The sequence below is a fragment of the Actinoplanes sp. NPDC019969 genome (genome assembly GCF_055562375.1).
In genome coordinates, this window is sequence record NZ_JBVHFK010000016.1 from 43,302 (window position 1) to 62,773 (window position 19,472).

Annotated in this window: 19 protein-coding genes; 13 read left to right on the plus strand and 6 right to left on the minus strand. The window is 73.6% G+C overall.

Annotation, left to right across the window (positions count from 1 at the left end; all coding sequences use genetic code 11):
* Positions 1–130: 130 nt before the first annotated feature.
* Positions 131–754, minus strand: coding sequence for a hypothetical protein (locus tag ACZ3II_RS37505; RefSeq protein ID WP_465524451.1), 624 nt, complete (start codon positions 752–754; stop codon positions 131–133).
* Between the two features lie 164 nt (positions 755–918).
* Here ACZ3II_RS37505 and ACZ3II_RS37510 point away from each other — a divergent pair, with 164 nt between their 5' ends.
* A complete protein-coding gene (locus tag ACZ3II_RS37510; protein ID WP_465524453.1) occupies positions 919–1,509 on the plus strand; it encodes a DUF1707 SHOCT-like domain-containing protein in 591 nt (196 codons plus the stop codon).
* A 12-nt stretch (positions 1,510–1,521) separates the two neighbouring features.
* On the opposite strand, the gene ACZ3II_RS37515 is transcribed toward ACZ3II_RS37510, so the two are convergent.
* Both ACZ3II_RS37515 and ACZ3II_RS37520 read right to left on the minus strand, forming a co-directional pair.
* Positions 1,522–2,355: a hypothetical protein gene (locus ACZ3II_RS37515; RefSeq protein WP_465524455.1), complete on the minus strand. Its 834-nt coding sequence runs from the start codon at positions 2,353–2,355 to the stop codon at positions 1,522–1,524.
* A gap of 144 nt (positions 2,356–2,499) precedes the next feature.
* On the minus strand, positions 2,500–3,024 hold the full coding sequence (locus tag ACZ3II_RS37520; protein ID WP_465524619.1) for a hypothetical protein: 525 nt from the start codon (positions 3,022–3,024) through the stop codon (positions 2,500–2,502).
* A 352-nt stretch (positions 3,025–3,376) separates the two neighbouring features.
* On the opposite strand from ACZ3II_RS37520, the gene ACZ3II_RS37525 reads away from it, so the two are divergent.
* The 3 genes from ACZ3II_RS37525 to ACZ3II_RS37535 all read left to right on the plus strand — a co-directional run bounded on the left by ACZ3II_RS37525 (position 3,377) and on the right by ACZ3II_RS37535 (position 4,855).
* Positions 3,377–3,649 carry a hypothetical protein gene (locus ACZ3II_RS37525; RefSeq protein ID WP_465524457.1) on the plus strand — a complete coding sequence of 91 codons (273 nt, stop codon included), beginning with the start codon at positions 3,377–3,379 and terminating at the stop codon, positions 3,647–3,649.
* A 121-nt stretch (positions 3,650–3,770) separates the two neighbouring features.
* Positions 3,771–4,343 carry a histidine phosphatase family protein gene (locus tag ACZ3II_RS37530; RefSeq protein WP_465524459.1) on the plus strand — a complete coding sequence of 191 codons (573 nt, stop codon included), beginning with the start codon at positions 3,771–3,773 and terminating at the stop codon, positions 4,341–4,343.
* A 107-nt stretch (positions 4,344–4,450) separates the two neighbouring features.
* Positions 4,451–4,855, plus strand: a complete 405-nt coding sequence (locus ACZ3II_RS37535; RefSeq protein WP_465524461.1) for a hypothetical protein — start codon at positions 4,451–4,453, stop codon at positions 4,853–4,855.
* A 75-nt stretch (positions 4,856–4,930) separates the two neighbouring features.
* On the opposite strand, the gene ACZ3II_RS37540 is transcribed toward ACZ3II_RS37535, so the two are convergent.
* Positions 4,931–7,738 carry a helix-turn-helix transcriptional regulator gene (locus ACZ3II_RS37540; protein WP_465524463.1) on the minus strand — a complete coding sequence of 936 codons (2,808 nt, stop codon included), beginning with the start codon at positions 7,736–7,738 and terminating at the stop codon, positions 4,931–4,933.
* 211 nt (positions 7,739–7,949) lie between these two features.
* Here ACZ3II_RS37540 and ACZ3II_RS37545 point away from each other — a divergent pair, with 211 nt between their 5' ends.
* The 5 genes from ACZ3II_RS37545 to ACZ3II_RS37565 all read left to right on the plus strand — a co-directional run bounded on the left by ACZ3II_RS37545 (position 7,950) and on the right by ACZ3II_RS37565 (position 12,026).
* Positions 7,950–8,804: an alpha/beta hydrolase family protein gene (locus ACZ3II_RS37545; RefSeq protein ID WP_465524621.1), complete on the plus strand. Its 855-nt coding sequence runs from the start codon at positions 7,950–7,952 to the stop codon at positions 8,802–8,804.
* Positions 8,805–8,879: 75 nt separating this feature from the next.
* Positions 8,880–10,100, plus strand: coding sequence for a hypothetical protein (locus ACZ3II_RS37550; protein WP_465524465.1), 1,221 nt, complete (start codon positions 8,880–8,882; stop codon positions 10,098–10,100).
* 59 nt (positions 10,101–10,159) lie between these two features.
* The gene (locus ACZ3II_RS37555) at positions 10,160–10,738 is read left to right on the plus strand and encodes a TetR/AcrR family transcriptional regulator (protein ID WP_465524467.1); all 579 of its coding nucleotides are present in this window, start codon (positions 10,160–10,162) and stop codon (positions 10,736–10,738) included.
* Positions 10,738–11,370 (plus strand): lysophospholipid acyltransferase family protein, encoded by a 633-nt coding sequence (locus tag ACZ3II_RS37560; protein ID WP_465524622.1) that lies wholly within the window; start codon positions 10,738–10,740, stop codon positions 11,368–11,370. The genes ACZ3II_RS37555 and ACZ3II_RS37560 overlap by 1 nt, the downstream gene beginning before the upstream one ends.
* Positions 11,371–11,462: 92 nt before the next feature.
* Positions 11,463–12,026 (plus strand): O-methyltransferase, encoded by a 564-nt coding sequence (locus tag ACZ3II_RS37565; protein ID WP_465524469.1) that lies wholly within the window; start codon positions 11,463–11,465, stop codon positions 12,024–12,026.
* Positions 12,027–12,598: 572 nt separating this feature from the next.
* Here ACZ3II_RS37565 and ACZ3II_RS37570 read toward each other — a convergent pair.
* Entirely contained in the window at positions 12,599–13,819 is a 1,221-nt protein-coding gene (locus ACZ3II_RS37570; protein ID WP_465524471.1) for an MFS transporter, read from the minus strand.
* Between the two features lie 74 nt (positions 13,820–13,893).
* Here ACZ3II_RS37570 and ACZ3II_RS37575 point away from each other — a divergent pair, with 74 nt between their 5' ends.
* A complete protein-coding gene (locus tag ACZ3II_RS37575) occupies positions 13,894–14,913 on the plus strand; it encodes a LacI family DNA-binding transcriptional regulator (protein WP_465524473.1) in 1,020 nt (339 codons plus the stop codon).
* A gap of 298 nt (positions 14,914–15,211) precedes the next feature.
* Here ACZ3II_RS37575 and ACZ3II_RS37580 read toward each other — a convergent pair whose 3' ends face one another.
* Positions 15,212–15,826, minus strand: coding sequence for a hypothetical protein (locus tag ACZ3II_RS37580; protein ID WP_465524475.1), 615 nt, complete (start codon positions 15,824–15,826; stop codon positions 15,212–15,214).
* Between the two features lie 148 nt (positions 15,827–15,974).
* Here ACZ3II_RS37580 and ACZ3II_RS37585 point away from each other — a divergent pair, with 148 nt between their 5' ends.
* From ACZ3II_RS37585 to ACZ3II_RS37595, 3 genes are read left to right on the plus strand one after another with little or no spacing between them, the layout of a single operon-like run.
* Positions 15,975–17,237: an efflux RND transporter periplasmic adaptor subunit gene (locus ACZ3II_RS37585; RefSeq protein ID WP_465524477.1), complete on the plus strand. Its 1,263-nt coding sequence runs from the start codon at positions 15,975–15,977 to the stop codon at positions 17,235–17,237.
* A gap of 46 nt (positions 17,238–17,283) precedes the next feature.
* A complete protein-coding gene (locus tag ACZ3II_RS37590) occupies positions 17,284–18,003 on the plus strand; it encodes a response regulator transcription factor (RefSeq protein WP_465524479.1) in 720 nt (239 codons plus the stop codon).
* Positions 18,000–19,421: a sensor histidine kinase gene (locus ACZ3II_RS37595; RefSeq protein ID WP_465524481.1), complete on the plus strand. Its 1,422-nt coding sequence runs from the start codon at positions 18,000–18,002 to the stop codon at positions 19,419–19,421. The genes ACZ3II_RS37590 and ACZ3II_RS37595 overlap by 4 nt, the downstream gene beginning before the upstream one ends.
* Positions 19,422–19,472: the final 51 nt, after the last annotated feature.

The following is a 19,472-nucleotide window of genomic DNA, read 5'->3' on the forward strand; positions in this document are numbered from 1 at the left end:
CGGTCAAGTGTGTCAGCTCGGCCCGAACGCTGCGTACAGGGGAGCGGCGATCCCGCCGGCCAGACTGACGAATCCGGCTATCACGGCTACTGCGGCTCCGATTTTGGCTGCCATGGCCCGTACCCCTCCATCAGATCGTGATCGGTCTCGCCGTCGATCCTTGGCGGGGCTGGTTGCGGCACGGTTGCCGCCACGGTTGCGGTCCGGGTGCGAACCTCTCCGGGCCGCCGCTCCCGGATGCGGGCCAGCGCGGCGCCGGCGCCCAGCTCGGGGCGGTGCGACGGGTGGACGTGGTAGTGGCGCAGCGTCCGGTAGACGACCGCCGGATCGTCGGCCAGCCACATGCCGCGGATCGCCATCGACGGCAGCAGCGCGACGTGGTGACGGCCGCGGCGAGCGGCGCCGGGACGCTCGCCGGAGGGTCGCCCGCCAGCAGGAAACCCGCGCCGGCGGCCGGCACGGCCAGGATCATCAGGACGGCGACGCTGACGACCCAGTAGTACGCCCACCCGGAGTGGCGGAACGTCACCCCGCCGTCGTCCACCGTGGGCTCCCAGCGGTACCGCCGCCACCACAGGTGGACACCGAAGCCGGCGAGATGGCCGAGGAACACGGCGGCCGCCCCGAAGCCGAGCGCCGCGACCGGGTCGCCGTCCATCGCCGAGACCACCGCGAGACCCGCCGCCACGGCCCCGAGCAGCCCCAGGAGCCAGAGTGAGACGGTGCCCCCGGTCGCCGGTCCCGGCTTGGACATCGCCATCTCCTCAGCGGATCGCCCGGCCCGGTGACGGCACAGCTCACGTGCCCGGCCGGTCCCGGTCATGACGGGATGTACGCGCACGGGCGGACCGGGGTTCGACGCCCGCCGTGATCGACATCCGCCGGCCCTGTTGCGGGCGGGGTGTAGCGTCGGCGGCCGTGGGATTCCCTGTGCCGGCGCCGATCTCCGACGACGACCGTGAGCGGGTGGCCGAGCTGCTGCAACAGGCGTGCGGTGACGGGCGGATCACCCTGGAGGAGTTCAGCGTCCGGGTCGGGGCGGCCTGGGCCGCGAGCACCGACGTGGAGCTGGCCCGCGCCACCGAGGGCCTGGCCCCCGCGCCGGTCGTCGGCTCGGCGCGCGCCGTCGACCGGGTGGTCACCGTCCTCAGCGAGCGCAGGCGCCGCGGCCGCTGGCGGCTGCCGTCCGGGCGGCTCAGCACGTTCACCCTTCTCGGCGCGACGACCCTGGATCTGCGGGACGTGGTCACCGGCGAGGACGTCATCGAGATCACCGGGACGTGCGTCCTCGGCGAGATCAAGGTGATCGTCCCCGAGGGCGTCGAGGTCGAGCTGAGCGGGACCAGCGCGCTCAGCTCCGAGGAGCTGCGGCTCGCGGCGGTTCCGCGGCTGCCCGGCACCCCGGTCGTGCGGGTGCGGGTGCACGCCTGGCTGAGCAGTGTCGAGGTGAAGTCGAAGCCGCCGGGCTCCGGCGCCCGCAGCTGGCTCGCGGAGAACCTCGGCCTCTGACGGGCCGCGCCGTCAGGCCTCGTCGGCCGGGGTGGTCCAGCGGCGGTGCCGGATGCGGTCCAGGGCGGCCGGGGTGCCCAGCTCGGCCCGGTCGGCCGGGTTGGCGTGGTAATGCCAGAGCGTCTCGTACACCAGCAGCGGGTCGGTGGCCAGCCACGTGTCGGTGACCACGATGGACGGCAGCAGCGGATGTTCCGGGCGCAGCGGCCTCGGCAGGTAGTGCCGGATCCGATCGGCGCCGGACGCCTCCACCTCGACGACCACGGCCCGCTCCCGGCCGATCTCGACGGGCTCCACGGCGAAGACCGACGCCCAGGGCGAGTACTGCGTGAAGCTGAGGCTGCGGTGGTGCAGGCCGTCCGGGGTGAGGGTGAGGCGGCCCGGCGCCAGGCAGAGCATGAGACCGGCCACCCCGGCGGTGGCCAGGCAGATCACCAGGGTGCCGACGGCGAAGAGCAGACCGGCCACCCCGTTGCCGAGCGACAGCACGGCGAACACGGTGAGGCCGGTGACGGCCAGGGCGACCAGGCTGACATACCAGTAGTAGCCCCAGCGGGAGTAGCTGAAGGCGGTGCCGGCGCCGGTGGTCTCCGGCATCCGCGGCCCCCGCCGCCCGGGACACCAGCCCAGGTAGACGCCGTAACCGGCGGCGTGCCCGGCGAGCACCGCGAACAGCAGCGCCAGCGCGGCCCGGCCCCACGAGTCCGCGGCGGCCGAACGGGCCGACAGGACCAGGGCCGCCACCGCCGCCAGGCCGGTCACCGCGGTGAACGGGACGGCCCATCCGGGGGTACGGCGCGGCTCCCACAGGTGCGGGTCTTCCTCGTCGATCTCGGTCTCGATCATCTCCGGCTCCGTCCGCGGTCGGCCTTGCGGAACACCCCGGGGTACGCACGTCGATGGACCGCGGTTCGACCGACATGGTGCCATCCGCGCCCATGGTGAAGCCCGGCCGGGTGGGGGGCCCGGCCGGGCTTCACCATGCGGGGGTCAGATCAGCCAGCGGTTCTTCCGCACGATCGCCAGTCCCGCCCACCGGCGGCCCAGACCCCAGGTGTGCCCGGCGTAGGTCAGTGCCAGCACCGCCGCCGTGATGCCGTAGACGACGTGGTAGTCGATCAGCGGGTTGCTCGACCGGGTCGCCTCGCCGCCGCTGGTGTGCTGGGCGAGCGGCCACTCGGCGATCCACATGAAGGCCATCATCAGGCCGGCGGCGACTGCGGCGACCCGCAGGCCGATGCCGAGGATCAGCGCGACGCCGATGCCGAGCAGGCCCAGCATGAACAGCCAGTCGGCCCAGACGGCGCCGGCGATGCCGTGGAAGAGGTCCTGGAACGGCCCGACCTCGACACCGGAGAGGAATCCCTTGGTGGGCGAGCCGCCGTTGACCCAGGCCCGCTCGCCGGCGGTGGCGTAGCCGAGGCCGAACGCCTTGTCGAGAAAGGCCCAGAGAAAGACCGACCCGGTGACGATCCGCAACACCGCCAGCACCCGGGCGGCGGTGTGGGTGAGCATCGAGCCGGGGGCCTCGACCTGCTCCAGAGCGGTGATGTGCGTGCGACCGATGGTGGCCATCCGGTCCTCCTCGAGACTGTGCTGTCACCTATGACTCTGCCCCTGCGGCGCCGCCGCCACCCGGGCCGCAGATCCCGTCACCGGCCTGCCGAGGTCCTGTCCGTTTCAGGACCTTCGACCCCGGCGGCGTACGCGGCCCGGAATCATCCGTTACGGGCCTGTCCGGTGCCGCGCCTGCCGTCGAGAATCCGGAAAGAACCGGCGTCCCCGCGACGCCGAAAGGGATTTTTCCGGCATCGGGCTGCCGATCATTGCGCTCAGTGGCGAAGATGTCACACAGGAGGTGACGCTCATGGTGGTCCTGCTGGTGGCGACGCTCGGTCTCATCGTCGCCGCGGCGCTCGCGTTCTGGCCGGCCTGGAAGCAGCCCGCGGAACAGGGCCGGTTCCTGCCGTCCCGGTCCGGCGCGTCCGGGCACGCCGAGCCGAAGGCGCCGCTCAGTCTCGAAGGCGTCCTCGTCACCCAGTTGATCACCGGCGAGATCACCCGCCGGCAGTACCTGCGCGCCCTGGAACAGCTGGCGGCCCGCGACGAGCAGCGCCGGCCGCTCGCCCTGCCGGACTGAGCCGCCGGGCGTCTCGCCTCCTGCGCACGGCGTCCGTCTCCCGCCCATGGCGTCTGCTCTTCCGCTCATGGCGTCTGCTCTTCCGCGGATCGGGTAGGAATGCGGGAAACGAGGAGGACGCATGGCGGAGATCGTGTTGATCCGGCACGGGCAGACGGAGTGGAGCGCCAACGGGCGGCACACCTCGTACACCGACCTGCCGTTGACCGTGGAGGGCGAACGGCAGGCCACCGTTGTGGGCAAGCGGCTCGCGGGCCGGGAGTTCGCGGCCGTGCTGGCCAGTCCGCGGCGGCGGGCGCTGCACACCGCCGAGCTGGCCGGGCTGACCGTGACCGAGGTGGTCGAGGATCTGGCGGAGTGGAACTACGGCGACTACGAGGGCGTGACCACCAAGGAGATCCGTGAGACCCGGCCCGGCTGGTCGTTGTGGACCGACGGCTGCCCGAACGGCGAGTCCCCGGAACAGGCCGGCGCCCGCCTGGACCGGGTGCTGGCCCGCGCGGTCGAGCTGCTGGCCGGCGGGGACGTCGCGCTCGTCGGGCACGGTCACTGCCTGCGGGTCGCCGGGGCCCGCTGGATCGGCCTGCCGCCGTCGGCCGGGGGCCTGCTCAAGCTGGACACCGCGACCCTGTCGGCCCTCGGTTTCGAGCACGGCGACGACCCGGTGCTGACCACCTGGAACGCTCCCGGCTGACCCCCGCCGCGGCTGACAACGAACGCACAGGAAGTTCACATGGTGACGCACAGGCGCGGGGCGAAGGGTGGAGGTCACACGAGGGAGCCAGCGAGGGGAACACCACCATGCCTGTGGAGACCGGCCACGATGCGGCCACCGAGCGGACCGTCCCCGCCGCGCAGCCCGCGGTCGCCGTCCTGGGCCAGCTCAGCAGGGTCGCCGGCCTGCCGCAGCACCTGCCCTCCGGCTGGCAGATGCGGATGATCACCGACCTGGACGCGGTCGAGCCGGGCGACCTGGTGGTGCTCAGCGGCGCGACGATCCCCGACGTGCGGCAGGCCCGTGCGGCGCTGCCACGCGACACCCGGGTGATCGCGCTGATCGACGAGGGCGCCCCGGGCGAGCTGGTGTCCGGTGTCCTGACCGCGGGCGCCGACGTGTGCGTGCGTGGCGGCCACCCCGGCATCCTCGCCGGGCACCTGGTCGCGTGCCGCCGCCGTCAGGTCACCGAGCGCTGGTCGGGCGACTGACCCGCTGTGGTCACCGAGCGCCGGTCCGGCGACTGATCCCGCCGGGCGGCCGGCCCGTTCCCGAGCCGTGGTTCTTCAGCGGGTGGCCAGGCCGGTGCTCAGCAGGCGTGCCATCTCGGTGCGCGACCGGACGCCCAGGCGGGCGAAGACGTTGCGCAGGTGGTGGTCCACGGTCCGCGGGCTCAGGTGCAGCTCCTGGGCCACCTCCCGGTTGGTGGCGCCCCCGGCCACCAGCGACGCGATCCGTTCCTGCTGGGCGGTCAGCTCCGGGCCGGCCGGCGCGGCGGTCTCCACGCGTTCCCCGGCGGCGCGCAGCTCCCGGACGCTCTGGGCCGCCCACGGCTCCGCGTCCAGAGCCTGGAACGTCTCCGCGGCCCGCCGCAGATGGGCCCGCGCCTCCACGTGCCGGCGACGACGGCGCAGCAGCCTGCCGTACAGCAACTCGGTGTGCGCCCGCGGGAACACGGCTTCGCCGTCGTGGCCGAGGGCCGCCGCGAAGTACCCGAACGCGGCGTCCCCGTCGTCGGCCCGCAGCGCCCGGCAGCGGTCCCGCAGCGCCAGCCAGTTCGGTTGCCCGGTGCGACCGGCCCACTGATCGAACGCCCTGGCCACCGGCTGGATCGTGGCCTGGGCCGAGGTCTGCGCGGCGGCCTCCAGCAGGTGCGGGACGACAGCGACGCGCAGCAGCGCCGAACCCGGTCCGGGCGGGCCGGCGACCACGGCGATCAGGCGTTCCGCGGCGGCCGGGCACCGGCCGTCCACCAGGTCCAGCAGCGCCAGGGCCCACTCGCAGAGCGGGCGGGACGGGCCGTCGCCGGCCATCGCGATCCGGTTCAGCGTGGTGTCCCGGTCGCCGACCAGGGCGGCGAGCACGGCCAGGACCGCCAGGTGGGCGGCGGCCAGGATCGGCTGCCCGGTGGACCCGGCGACAGCGGCCCCGTCCATCGCGGCCTCGTTCGCCGCCGGGTAGTCGCCGGCGGCCATCCCGGCCAGCGCGGCCAGCTCCAGGGCCTGCGGGACCAGCACCGACGCGCCCTGCTCCCGGGCCAGCACGGCGGCCCGGCCGGCCAGCGCGGCGGCCCGGCGGGCATCGCCGACCAGGATGCCCGCGGTGGCGGCACGCAGCAGGGGGCGCGGTTCGGCGACCCGGTCGGCGAGGGCGACGGCCTGGCGGAGGCGTACGAACGAGGCGGCCTCGTCCCCCTCGGCGATCCGGGCCAGCCCGGCGACGTGGTGGAAGGCGAGAGCGACCGCCGGTGGCTCGTCACCGCGTTCCCCGGCGGCGACCCGGCGGGCCAGGGCGGCGTAACGGGACTGCTCCCCGGACCGGCAGGCCGACTCGCCGGCCAGCGCGAGCGCCTCCAGGGCGGTGCCGGGGTCGGTCTCGGCGAGTTCGGCGGCCACGTCCAGCAGCACGTCCCGGGCGCCGGGGCGGCCCTCCGGCAGGCTCATCTCGGCGGTCAGGCCGCGGGCCCGGACCCGGGCGTTCCCGGCGGCTGCCGGGATCCCGCGGATCAGCCGGCCGGCCTCGTGCGGGCGGCCGGCCAGCCAGGAGTCGCGGGCGGCGGCCAGCAGCAGGGCGGCCTGTTCGGTGGGGGCGGGGCAGAGGGCGGCGGCGTACCGGCGGGCCTCCGCGGCGACCAGCGGATCAGCGGTCCGGGCGGCCCGGGACAGCTCCCGGGCCAGGCCGGCGTCGGGGCCGGTGGCGGCGGCGGCGCGATGCAGCAGGGCGGGCAGGCTCGCGCCACGGGCGGCGAAGATCTCGGCGAGGGCGGCGTGGGCGGTCCGGCGTGCGGCGACGGGCATTTCGGCGTACGCCACCGCTCGCATCAGGGGCCCCTTGAACCGCACGCCGGCCGCGGTGACGGTGATCAGTCCCGCCTCCTCCGCGGGTGTGAAGTCCTCCAGTCCCGCTTCCGCCGCCGTGTTCTCGGACGCCGCGTCTTCCGGCGCGGAGGGCGCCGGGCTCGACGGATCGGGTTGCGGTTCGTGGCCGGGGGAGGCTCCGGCTGGTTCTGAGGGCTGTCGCAGGCCCTCTGAGACAGCCCTCAGAACCAGCCGGGAACGTGCGGCGGCGAGCAGGGTGTCGGGGGAGGCCTCGGGGGCGGCGGCCGCGAGCAGGAGCAGGCGGCGGGTACGGGCCGGGAGCGCGCCGAGTTCCGCGGCCAGGCGCCGGCGCAGCGGGCTGTCCGCGGGCAGCGACTCCGGCAGCGGCGCGTACCCCCGGCGCTGCTCCGGCGTGAGCGCGCCGGCCAGGTCGATCAGCGCGGCCGGGTGCCCGGCGGCGATCTCGGTGAGCGTGCCGGCCACGTCCTCGGCCAGGTCGGGGGCGTGCGCGGCGAGGATCCGCCGGGCGGCGGCGGGGGAGAGCGGCGCCAGCCGGTGCACCGGGAGCCCGCTGGGCTCGCGGCCGGTGGGGACGGTGGCGACGACGGCGATCCGCTCGTTGCCGAGGCGGCGCGTGACGACGGCGATCGCCCGCCAGGAGTCCGGGTCGAGCAGGTGGGCGTCGTCGACGAGGCACAGGACGGGGCGGGTGGCCGTACGCAGCAAGGAGATCGTCGCGAGGCCCACCGTGAGCGGATCGCCCGCGAGCGCTTCGTGGGGGCCGAGGCCGGTGAGCAGGGTCGCCAGGGCGGTGTACGGGTGATCGCGCTCGTCGGCATGCCCCACGGTGGTGAGGACCGTCCAGCCGGCCGGGGTGTCCCGGTACGACTCCGCGACGGCGTGCAGCAGCGCGGTACGGCCCTCCCCGGGACCGGCCGAGATGATCAGGGCGCCGCCACGGCCGGTCGCTGCCGCCGAGGTCAGGCGGCTGATCTCGGCCAGGGCGGCCGCCCGCCCGGCGAGCTCAAGTTTCTGCACTGCCGGTGCATCAATCATGCGGCGAGTGTTCCCTGCCGGACGGCCGGGCGGAAGGGTTTTTCGGCTGATGAAATTTCCAAGATGTTGCAACGTGATGACACGTCGCAGGTGATTTCGCCGATGCGTGCCCCGCCGAACCCTGTCGAGACTGACGCTCGTCGATCCAACTTCCCCCGAAGACAGGAGAATCGACGTGCACCGGACATCCGTCCCCGGCAAGGCCCGCCGCATGCTGCTCACGGCGGTCACCACGCTGACCATGCTGGCCGGCGGCGTCGCCGTCGCCGAGAGCGCCGCCGCTGCCGAGAACCCGTACGAGCGGGGCCCCGCGCCGACGCTCGCCGCCCTGCAGGCCTCCCGCGGGCCGTTCGCGGTCAGCCAGACCTCCGTCTCCCGCCTGGCCGCCAGCGGCTTCGGCGGCGGCGAGATCTATTACCCGACGACGACCACCGCCGGCACGTTCGGCGCGATCGCCATCTCGCCCGGCTTCACCGCGTACTGGTCCAGCATCTCCTGGCTCGGCCCGCGCCTGGCCTCGCACGGTTTCGTGGTGATCGGCATCGAGACCAACACCACCGCCGACCAGCCCGCCTCCCGCGGCGACCAGTTGCTGGCCGCGCTCGACTACCTCACCCAGCGCAGCTCGGTGCGCAACCGGATCGACGCCGGCCGGCTCGCCGTCGCCGGTCACTCGATGGGCGGCGGCGGCAGCCTGGAAGCCGCCAAGGACCGGCCGACGCTGCAGGCCGCGATCCCGCTCGCCCCGTGGAACACGGACAAGACCTGGTCGGAGCTGCGGGTGCCGACCCTGATCGTCGGTGGCGAGAGCGACGCCATCGCGCCGGTGGCCAGCCACTCCATCCCGTTCTACAACAGCATCCCGGCGTCGGCGGAGAAGTCGTACCTGGAACTCAACAACGCCAGCCACTTCTTCCCGCAGACAGTGGACACCTGGACCGCGGTGCAGGCCGTCTCCTGGCTCAAGCGGTGGGTCGACAACGACACCCGGTACAGCCAGTTCATCTGCCCCGGCCCGAGCAGCCTGCTGCAGATCTCCGACTACCGCAGCTCCTGCCCCGTCTGACCCCGATGGCGTGTGGAGTTCGGGCGCGATACGCGGCCGAACTCCACACGCATGTTTGTCGTAAGGTCGGTCCTCGTGCCGATCCCCGACATCACCCGTGCGCGGCTGCGCGGCCTGGCCCGCAATCCGGCGCTCCCGGTCGACGCGCTGCTCCGGCTCGCCGCCGGTGATCGGGTGGACGTCGAGGACCTCACCGGCCGGCGCGACTTCCCCGACGCCGTGTTCGACGCGCTCGCCGCCCACCCCGACCCCGAACTGCGCGAAGCCCTGGCCCGAAGCCCCGGCGCCACCGGCGGGCAGCGGGCCCGGCTCGTCGGCGACCTCAGCATCCCGGTCCTGCAGGCGGTCATCGAAGGCCCGGCCGGCCGCTGGGCGGACCCGCTGCCCGGGTGGGCGTACCGCCGCCTCGCCGGCCATCCCGAGCCGGTGGTCCGTGACATGCTCACCTACCTGCCCGGCGCCCCCCGCGACGTGGTCGCGGCGCTCGCCCGCGACCCGCACCCGCGCATCGCCGCCGCGGCCCGGGCACTGCTCGGCCGCACGCCGCTCCCGCCCGCCACCATGGGCCGTGAGCAGGCCGTATCCTTCGCCGCCGGTGACTCCCCGTGGAACCGGGCCCGGGCCGCCGCCGACCCGGAGCTCCCGCCGGAATGGGTGACCGCACTGGCCGCCGACCCGGTGCCGCGGGTCCGGCTGGCCGTGTCGATGCGGCCCGGGCTGACCGAGGAGCAGCGGGCCGCGATCGGTGTCGAGATCGGCCCGGACCTGCCGGTGCTCGACTGGGTCCTGGCCGCCGGGGCGGACGAGCTGCGCCGGTGCGCCCGGTCGGCGCACCCCGGACTGCGGCGTAGCGCCGCCTGCCATCCGGAGCTGCCGGCGGATCTGGTCGCCCTGCTCGCGGCCGATCCCGACCCCGGAGTGCGGCTGATGCTCTGCGAGCATCAGGCGGCGGCGCCTTCCGAGCTGTTGCTGCGGACCTATCTGGAGGGCGGCGAGGAGGGGTTGTTGCGACACCCTTCCTTTCCGCGTACGGGACTCGCGCGCCTCGCGACCTCGCCCGACCCACGGGCCCGTGCCCTGGTCCGGCACGACGTCACCGCTCCGGCGCCGCTGATCGACCGGCTCAGCCACGACCCGTCGGCCACTGTCCGGGCGGCGACGGCAGACGATCCGCGGCTCTCCCCGGACCGGGTCCTCGCCCTCCTCGACGACCCGGAGACCGCCGAGCCGGCGGCGGCCAACCCCGCCCTGCCCGCGTCCGCCATGACCGCGATCCTCACCGCCGCCGGCATCTGACCGTTCCCCGGCCCTTCGCCGGGTAGACACTGTCTACGGCCGTCGTGTAGACAGTGTCCATGCCGGATGTGGAGGGTTTACGGGAACGGCTGGTGCGCGTCGGTGGGGAACTGCTCGACGTCGAGGGGCCGTCGGCGGTCACGTTGCGGGAGATCGCCCGGCGGGCCGGGGTCTCCCACGGGGCGCCGCGACGCTACTTCCCGACCCATCTCGAGCTGCTGTCAGCGATCGCCCGGGAAGGGTTCAGCGAGCTGGGGACGCGTGCGGCGGCGGCGCTCGGCGGGGCGCCCGCGGACCCGTACCGCAGAATCGCCCTTCTCGCCCGGGTCTACCTGGACTTCGCGGCGGACCGTCCCGGCCGCTACGACCTTATGTTCCGCCACGATCTGCTGGAGAGCGGGCATCTCGGGTTGCGGGACACCAGCCTGCCACTGTTCCGGCTGCTCACCGGGCTGATCGCGGAAGCCCGCCCGGACGTTCCGGAGCCCGTCGTGGCCGCCGGGGCGCTGTGGGCCAACCTGCACGGGATCGCCCAGCTCGCGAACCGGGGCAGCCTCGCCCTGGCGACCGGCGCCATCGACCCGTCACCGATCCTCGACGCCGCCCTCACCGCCCACCTCGGAACGAGGCCCGCATGATGCCGCCGCTCTACGCCCTGGCCCACCGGACCCTCGGGGCCTACCTGCGCCGAACGTGGCGGCCCGCGGTCACCGGGCTCGAACATCTGCCGGCGACCGGCGGCGCGATCCTCGCCCCGAACCATCTGTCGATCGGTGACCAGCTGTTCCTCGGCGTGGTGACACCGCGGCACATCGCGTTCTGGGCGAAGGCCGAATACTTCCGGGGCGGCGGGCTCACCCGGCGGATCGTCACCGGGATGGGCGCGATCCCGGTCGAGCGGGGTGGCGGGCGGGCGGCGCTCACCGCGTTCGAGGGCGCTGTGCCGGTGCTGCGGGCCGGTGGGCTGGTCGCGGTCTTCCCGGAAGGGACCCGGTCGCCGGACGGGCGGCTCCACCGGGGGCGTACCGGGGTGGTCCGGCTCGCCCAGCAGGCCGGCGTCCCGATCATCCCGGTCGGCATCCGCGGGACGGACCGCCTGCGGCCGCCCGGCGCGCGGTTCCCCCGGCGGCATCCGGTCAGCATCACCTTCGGCCCACCCATCGCGGTACGGATCGATGCCCCGGCCGACATCCGCCGTCACACCGACGCGCTGATGGCTGTCGTCCAGTCCCTCAGCGGGCAGGAGTACGTCCCGCGCTACGCCCGCTGACCGTTCCCCGTTGGATTGCGGTGACCGTTCCCCGTTGGACTGCGGTGACCGCTCCCCGTTGGACTACGGTGATCGCGAACAGGGGAGGGTCGATGAGCGTTCCGGAACTGGTGGCGGAGGCGGGGCGGCGGGCCCGTCGGCTGGGGTTCGAGGCGTCGTGTGCGGATCCGGCCGGGGCGATGCTGGCGGTGCTGGCCGCCGCCGTGCCGCGGAACGGCCGGATCCTCGAGATCGGCACCGGCGCGGGAGTGGGCACGGCGTGGCTGGTGAGCGGTCTCGCCGGCCGCGACGACGTCACGGTGACCACCGTCGAGCTGGACCCCGGCCTGGTGGCAGCCGTGGGCGAGTCGCCGTGGCCGTCGTACGTGGAGTTCGTCCAGGGCGACGCCGGTGAGGTCCTGCCGGGCCTCGGACGCTTCGACCTGATCTTCGCGGATGCGGTGGCGGGCAAGTGGGACGGGCTCGATCTGACGGTGGACGCTCTGGCACCCGGCGCCGTCCTGCTCGTCGACGACATGGATCCAGCTCTCTACCCGGATCCGCAGCACCGGGAGATCGTCGGCCGGGTCGAGCGGTCCCTGGCCGGCGACCCCCGTCTGATCTCCGTCCGGATCCCGGTCGGCACCCACCTGACCCTCACCACCCGCCGCCACTGATTCCGCCCGGCACCCACCTGATCCTCGCTGCCGCCAGCATTGGCTCCGGTTTCCCGGCGGTGTACCTCGGCTGCCCGCCTCCGCCGGCTTCAGCGTTTCGCGTCAAGTCTCGGCGGCTTCCCTGCTTGCCGCGATCTTGAGCGTTCAGCTCCGTGGATGCCGTCGCCCTCCTTTCGGTCGCGTCCATTCACATCCGCGAAGCTCACGAAGCGCGCGCCGGGGCATCTGTCGCGATCTTGAGCAGTTTGTCCACCCGGATCCATCGCTGCTTGCGATCTTGTTCGATTCACCCCGGCGCCCTCTGCCCAAGATCGCCACATCGGCCGATCTTGGGCAGGAGGGTCCGGATTTCCGGTGTCGAAAACGCAGGAAGGGGACGGATTTCGATCTTGTGCGCGCGGCTCCGGCGGCGAACGCACAAGATCGGCGCGGGTTCCCACGGCGGGGCTCACCGCGGGCTCTCACCGCGGGCTCTCACCGCGGGCTCTCACCGCGGGACTCGTCGCGACTCGGCCCGGCGGTGAACCGCGGCGGGATGAGCTGCCGGTGATCCACCCGCCGAACGGCCGGGATCAGGCGGGAACCGGCTCGCGATCGGGCGTACGGTCGTCGATCCGGAAACTGACCAGCGACAACCCCAATCCCACCACGGTCAGGGCCACCCCCAGCCACGCCGACGAGAGATATCCCCAGCCTGCCGCGATGACCGTACCGCCGAGCGCCGCCCCCACCGCGTTCGCGATGTTGAGGGACGACTGGTTGACCGCCGCGCCCATGAGCTGCGCGCCCGGCGCGACGGCGATCAGGCGGGCCTGCAGCGCCGGAACGATGTACAGGCTGGCCGCACCCACCAGGAAGGCCCCGAGGAACAGCCCGATCGGATGGGCGGCGGCCAGCCCGAAGAACGCCGCCGACGCGAGCAGCCCGCCGAACCCGGTGAGGACGGCGCGGCGCAGGTTCCGGTCGGCGGCGACTCCGCCGGCGGCGATGCCGAGGGTCATGCCGAGGCCCATGGCGGCGAGCACCCACGGGACGGTGCTCTCGGACAGGCCGGTGACGTGGGTGGTGATCGGCGCGACGTAGCTGTTGACGGCGAAGAACCCGGCGGTGCCGACGGCCACGGCCGCGGCGACGAGCCAGACCTGCGGCGAGCGGAAGGCCCGCAGTTCGGCGCGCGGTGAGCCGCCGGTCGCGGTTGCGGTGGGCGGTACGGTCGTGAGCACCGCGATCAGGCTCAGCGCGAAGACGGCGGCGACGGCGAGGTACGCGGCCCGCCATCCCTGGCTCTGCCCGAGCACCGTGATCAGCGGAACGCCGGCGAGGTTGGCCGCGGTCAGGCCGCCGATCACGATGGACACGCCCTTGCCCTGGTTGCCGGGGCCGAGGAGGTTCGCGGCGAGGATGCCGGCGGCCCCGAAGTAGGCGCCGTGGGCCAGGGCCGCGACGAACCGGGCGGCCAGCACCAGCTCGAACGTGGGGGCGAGCGCGGACGCCGCGGTGCCGGCCACGAACAGGACGAGCAGCCCGAGGACGAGCCTTCGGCGCGGCATCCGGGCGGTGAGGACGGCGATCGTGGGCGCGCCGGCGACGACGCCGAGCGCGTAGATCGTGATCATCCAGCCGGCCTGGGCCAGCGCTTCCGGGACGGAGGCCGTGTAGGCGTCCGGGAGCAGGTCGCGGGCTATCTCGGGGAGCAGGCCCATGGCGACGAACTCGGTCAGGCCGAGCCCGAAACCGCCCAGGGACAGGGCGAGCAGGGCCGCCCAGCGGCGGCCGGCGGTCGTTTCTTCCACGGTCACGGACGCTATAACGTTCTAGTAGGCGGCGCTATAGAACGTTCTAGTAATCACAACGTACGATCGCTCGCATGCAGTCAGCGGAGCGGCGGGCGACCCTCGCCGACGTGGCCGCCGCGGCCGGGGTGTCGGTGGCCAGCGTGTCGATCGTGATGCGGGGCGCGCCCGGCGTCGGGGCCGCCACCCGGGAGCGGGTCCTCGAGGTGGCCGGCCGGCTCGGTTACCAGCCGGACAGCCGGGCCCGGTTGTTGCGCAGCGGGCGCAGCCGCCTGCTCGGGGTCGTCTTCGACGTGCGGCACCCGTTCCACCACGATCTACTCACCGGCCTCTACGACGCTGCCGAACGGGCCGGCTATCAGCTGACCCTCAGCGCGGTGACACCCCGGCGCGGCGAGCGTACGGCGGTCGGCGACCTGCTCCAGGACCGCTGCGAGGCGCTGGTCCTGTTCGGCGGGCAGTTGCGCGGCTCCGAGCTGGCGTCGATCGCGGCCCGGCTGCCGGTGATCGCGATGATGCGCGGCGCCCGCCGCCGGGACGTCGACGTGGTGCACAGCGACGACGCGCTCGGCTCCCGGCAAGCCGTCGATCATCTGGTCGCGCTCGGGCACCGGCGGATCGCACACGTCGACGGCGGCGCCCTGGCCGGTTCCGCCGAGCGGCGCGCCGGCTACCAGGAGGCGATGCGGCGGCACGACCTGGACGCGTACGTCCGGATCGTCCCCGGCGGCGCCGGCGAGGAGGACGGCGCCCGCGCCGCCGAGAAGCTCTTGGCCGATCCGCCGACCGCGGTCACCGTGTTCAACGACCTGAGCGCCACCGGCCTGCTCGACGTGCTCCGCCGCAACGGCCTGGGGGTGCCCGGCGACGTCAGCGTGGTCGGTTACGACGACACCAGCCTGAGCCGGCTCGCCCACATCGACCTGACCACGATCGCCCAGGACGTCGACGCGATGGCGACGGCCGCCGTGGAACGTGCCGTCACCCGCATCGAGCAGCCCACCGCCACCCCGCGCGCCGTCGTCATCCCGCCCCGCCTCATCATCCGCAGCACCACCGCCACGGGGCATGAGCCCGGGCCGGGCCGTCGTTGAGGCCGGTTGTGGGGCTGGATGACCTGTCTGGGCGACGGCTGCCGCTCAGGAGCCGTCGTTGAGGCGGGTTGTGGAGGACGGATGGCCTGTCTGGGCGACGGGTGGTGGGGGAGTGGGGCAGGTGACGGCGGGAGCCGTCGTTGAGACGGGTTGTGGAGTGCGGATGGCCTGTCTGAGCGACGGCTGGCGCGGTGACCGGGGACTCGGCTGGGTGGTACTGGGGTGGGGCGGGGCGTACCGGGAAAGGGAAACGGTGACCCCGCGCCTGCCGTGAGACGGACGCGGGGTGGGAGGTGGGTCAGGAGGCGGTGGGCTTCAGGACGGCGCAGGTCTCGGTGGCCTTCTTGACCGTCGCGTTCGTGGTGTCGGGGTCGGTGGGGTCGGTGACGCCGTTCTCCTTGAGGCAGTTCTCGTAGGCGGCGTTGGCGTTGCCGCCGCCGGCCGGGGCGTCGCCGGCCGGGGCGCCGCCGTTCTGCCCGTTGCCGCCGCCGGGGCCGCGCCCGGCGCCCATGCTCGGGCGGACCGAGGCGCACGCCTCTTGAGCCTTCGTCCATGTGGCCTCGTCGACGCCCTCGGGCTTGCTGAAACCGGGGAAACCGCCGCCGCGCTGGCCGGCGCTGCCGGAGGGGCGGGGCTGACCGGACGGGCGGCCGGCGCCGTCGGGGGCGCCGGACGGGCGCATGCCGCCGCCGGGGCCGCCGGACGGCATCGTGATGGTCACGCCGTTCTCGTCGAGGCAGCTGATGTAGGCGGCGAACGCGTTGTTGCCACCGGCGCCGTCGGCGGTGCTGTCCGTGGCGGCGTCGCCGGAGCCGCAGGCCGCGGTGAACAGCATGGCCGCCGAGACGGCGAAGATGGCTGCGGTACGGCGCGGCGCCTTCAGGCTGATCACCGGCACGGGGTTCTCCTTCATGAGCGATGGTGCGGGACGTCGTGAAGGAAAACCGGCGCACCTGTGCGGAACGTCGGACGACCCTAGGAGTTACCTAAGAAGCTGCTCCGAGCGAACTCCCAGGTGGGACCGAGCCCGCGGCGAGGACCGCTCGCCACACTCGGCGACCATGGGTGTTGCACTGGCCGGTCGCCGGCGTTTGATCTGGCTCGCCGTGGCGGTCGTCGTGCTCGCGTCGCTCGCCTTCGGTGTGGTGCGTGCGCTGACGGCCGGCGCCGTGCGGGAGGAGACGACAGCGGCCGAGACTGTCACGGTCGGCAAGGGCGTGGTGACCACCGAGGTCGCCACCACGGGCACGTTGCAGCCGGCGCAGACGCGGAGCCTGTCGTTCGCGGTGAGTGCCGAGGTGGAGACGGTCACGGTACGGGCGGGCACGACGGTGACGGTGGGGCAGGTGCTCGCGACCGTCGACGACACGGATGCCGCCGAGGCGGTGGCGGACGCGGAGGACGCGCTCGACGAGGCGCGGGACAAGCTCGACGAGGCTCAGGACGCGGCGGCCTCCGCCTCGACCGCTGCCACCTCGAGCGGGTGTGACGTGGCGGCGGCGTACACGGCTGCGACGGCCGCGCCGACCGCGACCGCGTCACCCACCGCGACCGCGACGAAACCTGCCGCGACCGCGACCGTGACGAAGCCGACCGCGACGACGAGCCCGACGGCCACGGCGTCGCCGTCATCCACGAGGAAGGCCGGCAGGCCGACCACGAGCAGCACGGGCTGTTCGACCGGCGGGGGATCCGGCGCCCGCGCTGGGGGCGGCTCCGGCACCGACGGGATCCTCTCCGCCGAGCAGCGGGTCAACGCCGCCGAGGTGACCCTGGAGGAGGCGGAGGAGCAGCTGGCCGGTACGAGGATCACCGCCCCGATCGCCGGGAAGGTCATCTCGGTGAGCGGCAAGGTGGGCAGCAGCGCCAAGTCCGGGTCCACCTTCATCACCCTGGCCGACGTCTACGACATGGAGATCAGCGCGGACTTCCCGGAGGCCGACGCGGACCGGCTCGCGGTCTCCCAGAAGGCCGTGATCACGCTCGCCGACCGGGCCGGGATGACGTTCGACGCGACGGTGGCGCAGGTCGACCCGGTCGGCACCAGCGACGGCACGCTGACCCGGTTCGGGGTGCTGCTGTCGTTCACCGACGCCCCGGACGAGCTGCTGGTCGGGCAGAGCGCGAACGTGCGGGTCACCACCGGCAGCAAGGCGGACGTGCTGCGGGTGCCGAGCACCGCGGTGCACGATGTGAAGGGGGACAGCGGCACGGTCCGCAAGGACGGCGCGGAGGTGCCGGTGAAGCTGGGGCTGCGTGGTGACACGTACACCGAGATCGTCTCCGGGATCGCCGAAGGCGACGCGGTAGCCAGGTCCTGGTAGGGACGCTCATAGCCGATTCAAAGAAAACGCTGATAGTTCTAGTACGGTGCTCACCGAAACCCGTGGTCCCGCCCGCGTCCTCGTCGTCGATGACGAGCCGAACATCTCCGCGCTGCTCAGCGCGACGCTCCGGCTCGTCGCCTTCGAGGTGCGGGTGGCCGAGTCGGGCCACGGGGCCCTGGTGGCGGTCCAGGATTTCGAGCCGGATCTGATCGTCCTCGACGTGATGCTCCCGGACGTCGACGGGATCGAGGTGGCGCGGCGGCTGCGTGCCGCCGGTCACCGGGTCCCGGTCCTGTTCCTCACGGCCAGGGACGCGGTGGAGGACCGGATCCTCGGGCTGTCGGCCGGGGCCGACGACTATGTCACCAAGCCGTTCAGTCTCGAGGAGGTCGTGCTACGGATACGCGCGATCCTGCGCCGCAGCCAGCCGGAGGAGCCGCAGGAGGACACCGGCGTGCTGCGGTACGCGGACCTGGAGCTCTCCGAGGACGCCCACGAGGTGCGCCGCGCGGGCCGGCTGATCGAGTTGTCGCCGACGGAGTTCAACCTGCTGCGGTACCTGATGATCAACGCGGGCCGGGTGGTCAGCAAGGCGCAGATCCTGGACCGGGTGTGGAAGTACGACTTCGGCGGCGACGGCCGCATCGTGGAGTCCTACGTCTACTACCTGCGGCGGAAGATCGACAGGACGGATCCGCCGCTGATCCACACGGTGCGCGGCGTGGGGTACGCGTTGCGGCTGCCCCGCAGCGGCGAGGAATGATTCCCTGGAGGTTCTGGACCCTCAAGTCCAGGCTCGTGCTCGTCGTCGCGCTGCTCTCGGGCATCGCGCTCGTGGTCGCCAACGTGGCCGGCGTCCTGCTGATCCAGAAATATCTGGAAGACCGGATCGACGACCAGCTCATAGGCATAAGCCGACCGTTGTCCGATTCGTACCCGGGCTTCGGCCCGCGCCCGGGCCGGTTCCGTGGCCTCGGCCCGGACCAGATCATGTACGTCTACGGTGCCGACGGCGCGCTGGACACCGGCCGAAGCTCGCCCGCCGACGACACCCGCCCCGCCGCGGACGCGATCCGTGACAGCGCCCGGCCTTACACGGTGCCGACAGCGAGCGGCTCGGACTGGCGGGTGCTCGCCGTCGACGTCGGCGACACGGGGGAGCGGGCCCTCATCGGCTACTCCCTGGAGGAGGTCGAGCAGACCACCGAGCAACTGGTCCTGATCGACGCCGGGGTGCTGCTGCTGGTGCTGACGGCTCTCGGGTTCGGGGCCGCTTTCGTGGTACGGATCGGCCTGCGCCCGCTCACCGCCATGGAGTCGGTCGCCGCCGACATCTCCGGCGGCAACCTGTCCGGCCGGGTTCCCGACACCGACCCGCACACCGAGCCCGGCCGTCTCGGCCTGGCCCTGAACGCCATGCTCACCCGGATCGAGGGCGAGGTCGACGCGCGGACCGCTTCCGAGCAGCGGCTGCGCCAGTTCGTCGCGGACGCCTCGCACGAGCTGCGCACCCCGCTCACCTCGATCCGCGGGTGGGCCGAGCTGTACCGGCGCGGCGGCGCCCCGCCCGGCCCGCAGCTCGACGAGACGCTTGCCCGGATCGAGGCCGAGTCGGCCCGGATGGCGGTGCTGGTCGAGGACCTGCTCCGGCTGGCCCGGATGGATCAGCAGCGCACCCTGGACCTGCGCCGGGTGGACCTCCTGGAGATCGCGGCGGACACCGTCCGGGACGCGCACGCCCGGACGCCGGGCCGTCAGGTGCTGCTGGCCGGGTTGGGCGACGACGACCTCTTCGAGCCGGCCACGGTCCTCGGCGACGATCACGGGCTGCGGCAGGTCGCCACGAACCTGGTGGCGAACGCGCTGCACCACACGACGCCGGAGACCATCGTCACGGTACGTGTCGGGCTGTCCACGTCCGGCGACGGCGCCGCGGTGGCGGTCCTGGAGGTCCGCGACAACGGCCCGGGCGTCCCGCCGGAGCACGCCGACCGGATCTTCGAGCGTCTCTACCGGGCCGACACCAGCCGTTCCCGCACCAAGGGCGGCGGTTCCGGGCTCGGCTTGGCGATCGTCGCCGCGATCGTCGCGCAGCACGGGGGCTCGGTCGCGCTGCGGGAGACGCCGGGCGGCGGGGCCACCTTCCGGGTGGAGCTGCCGGCTGTCGGTGACGCCGCGTGAGTTTTGAGCTGGCTCCCAGGTTGCGCCGAAGCTCCTCATAGCCCTGAGCCC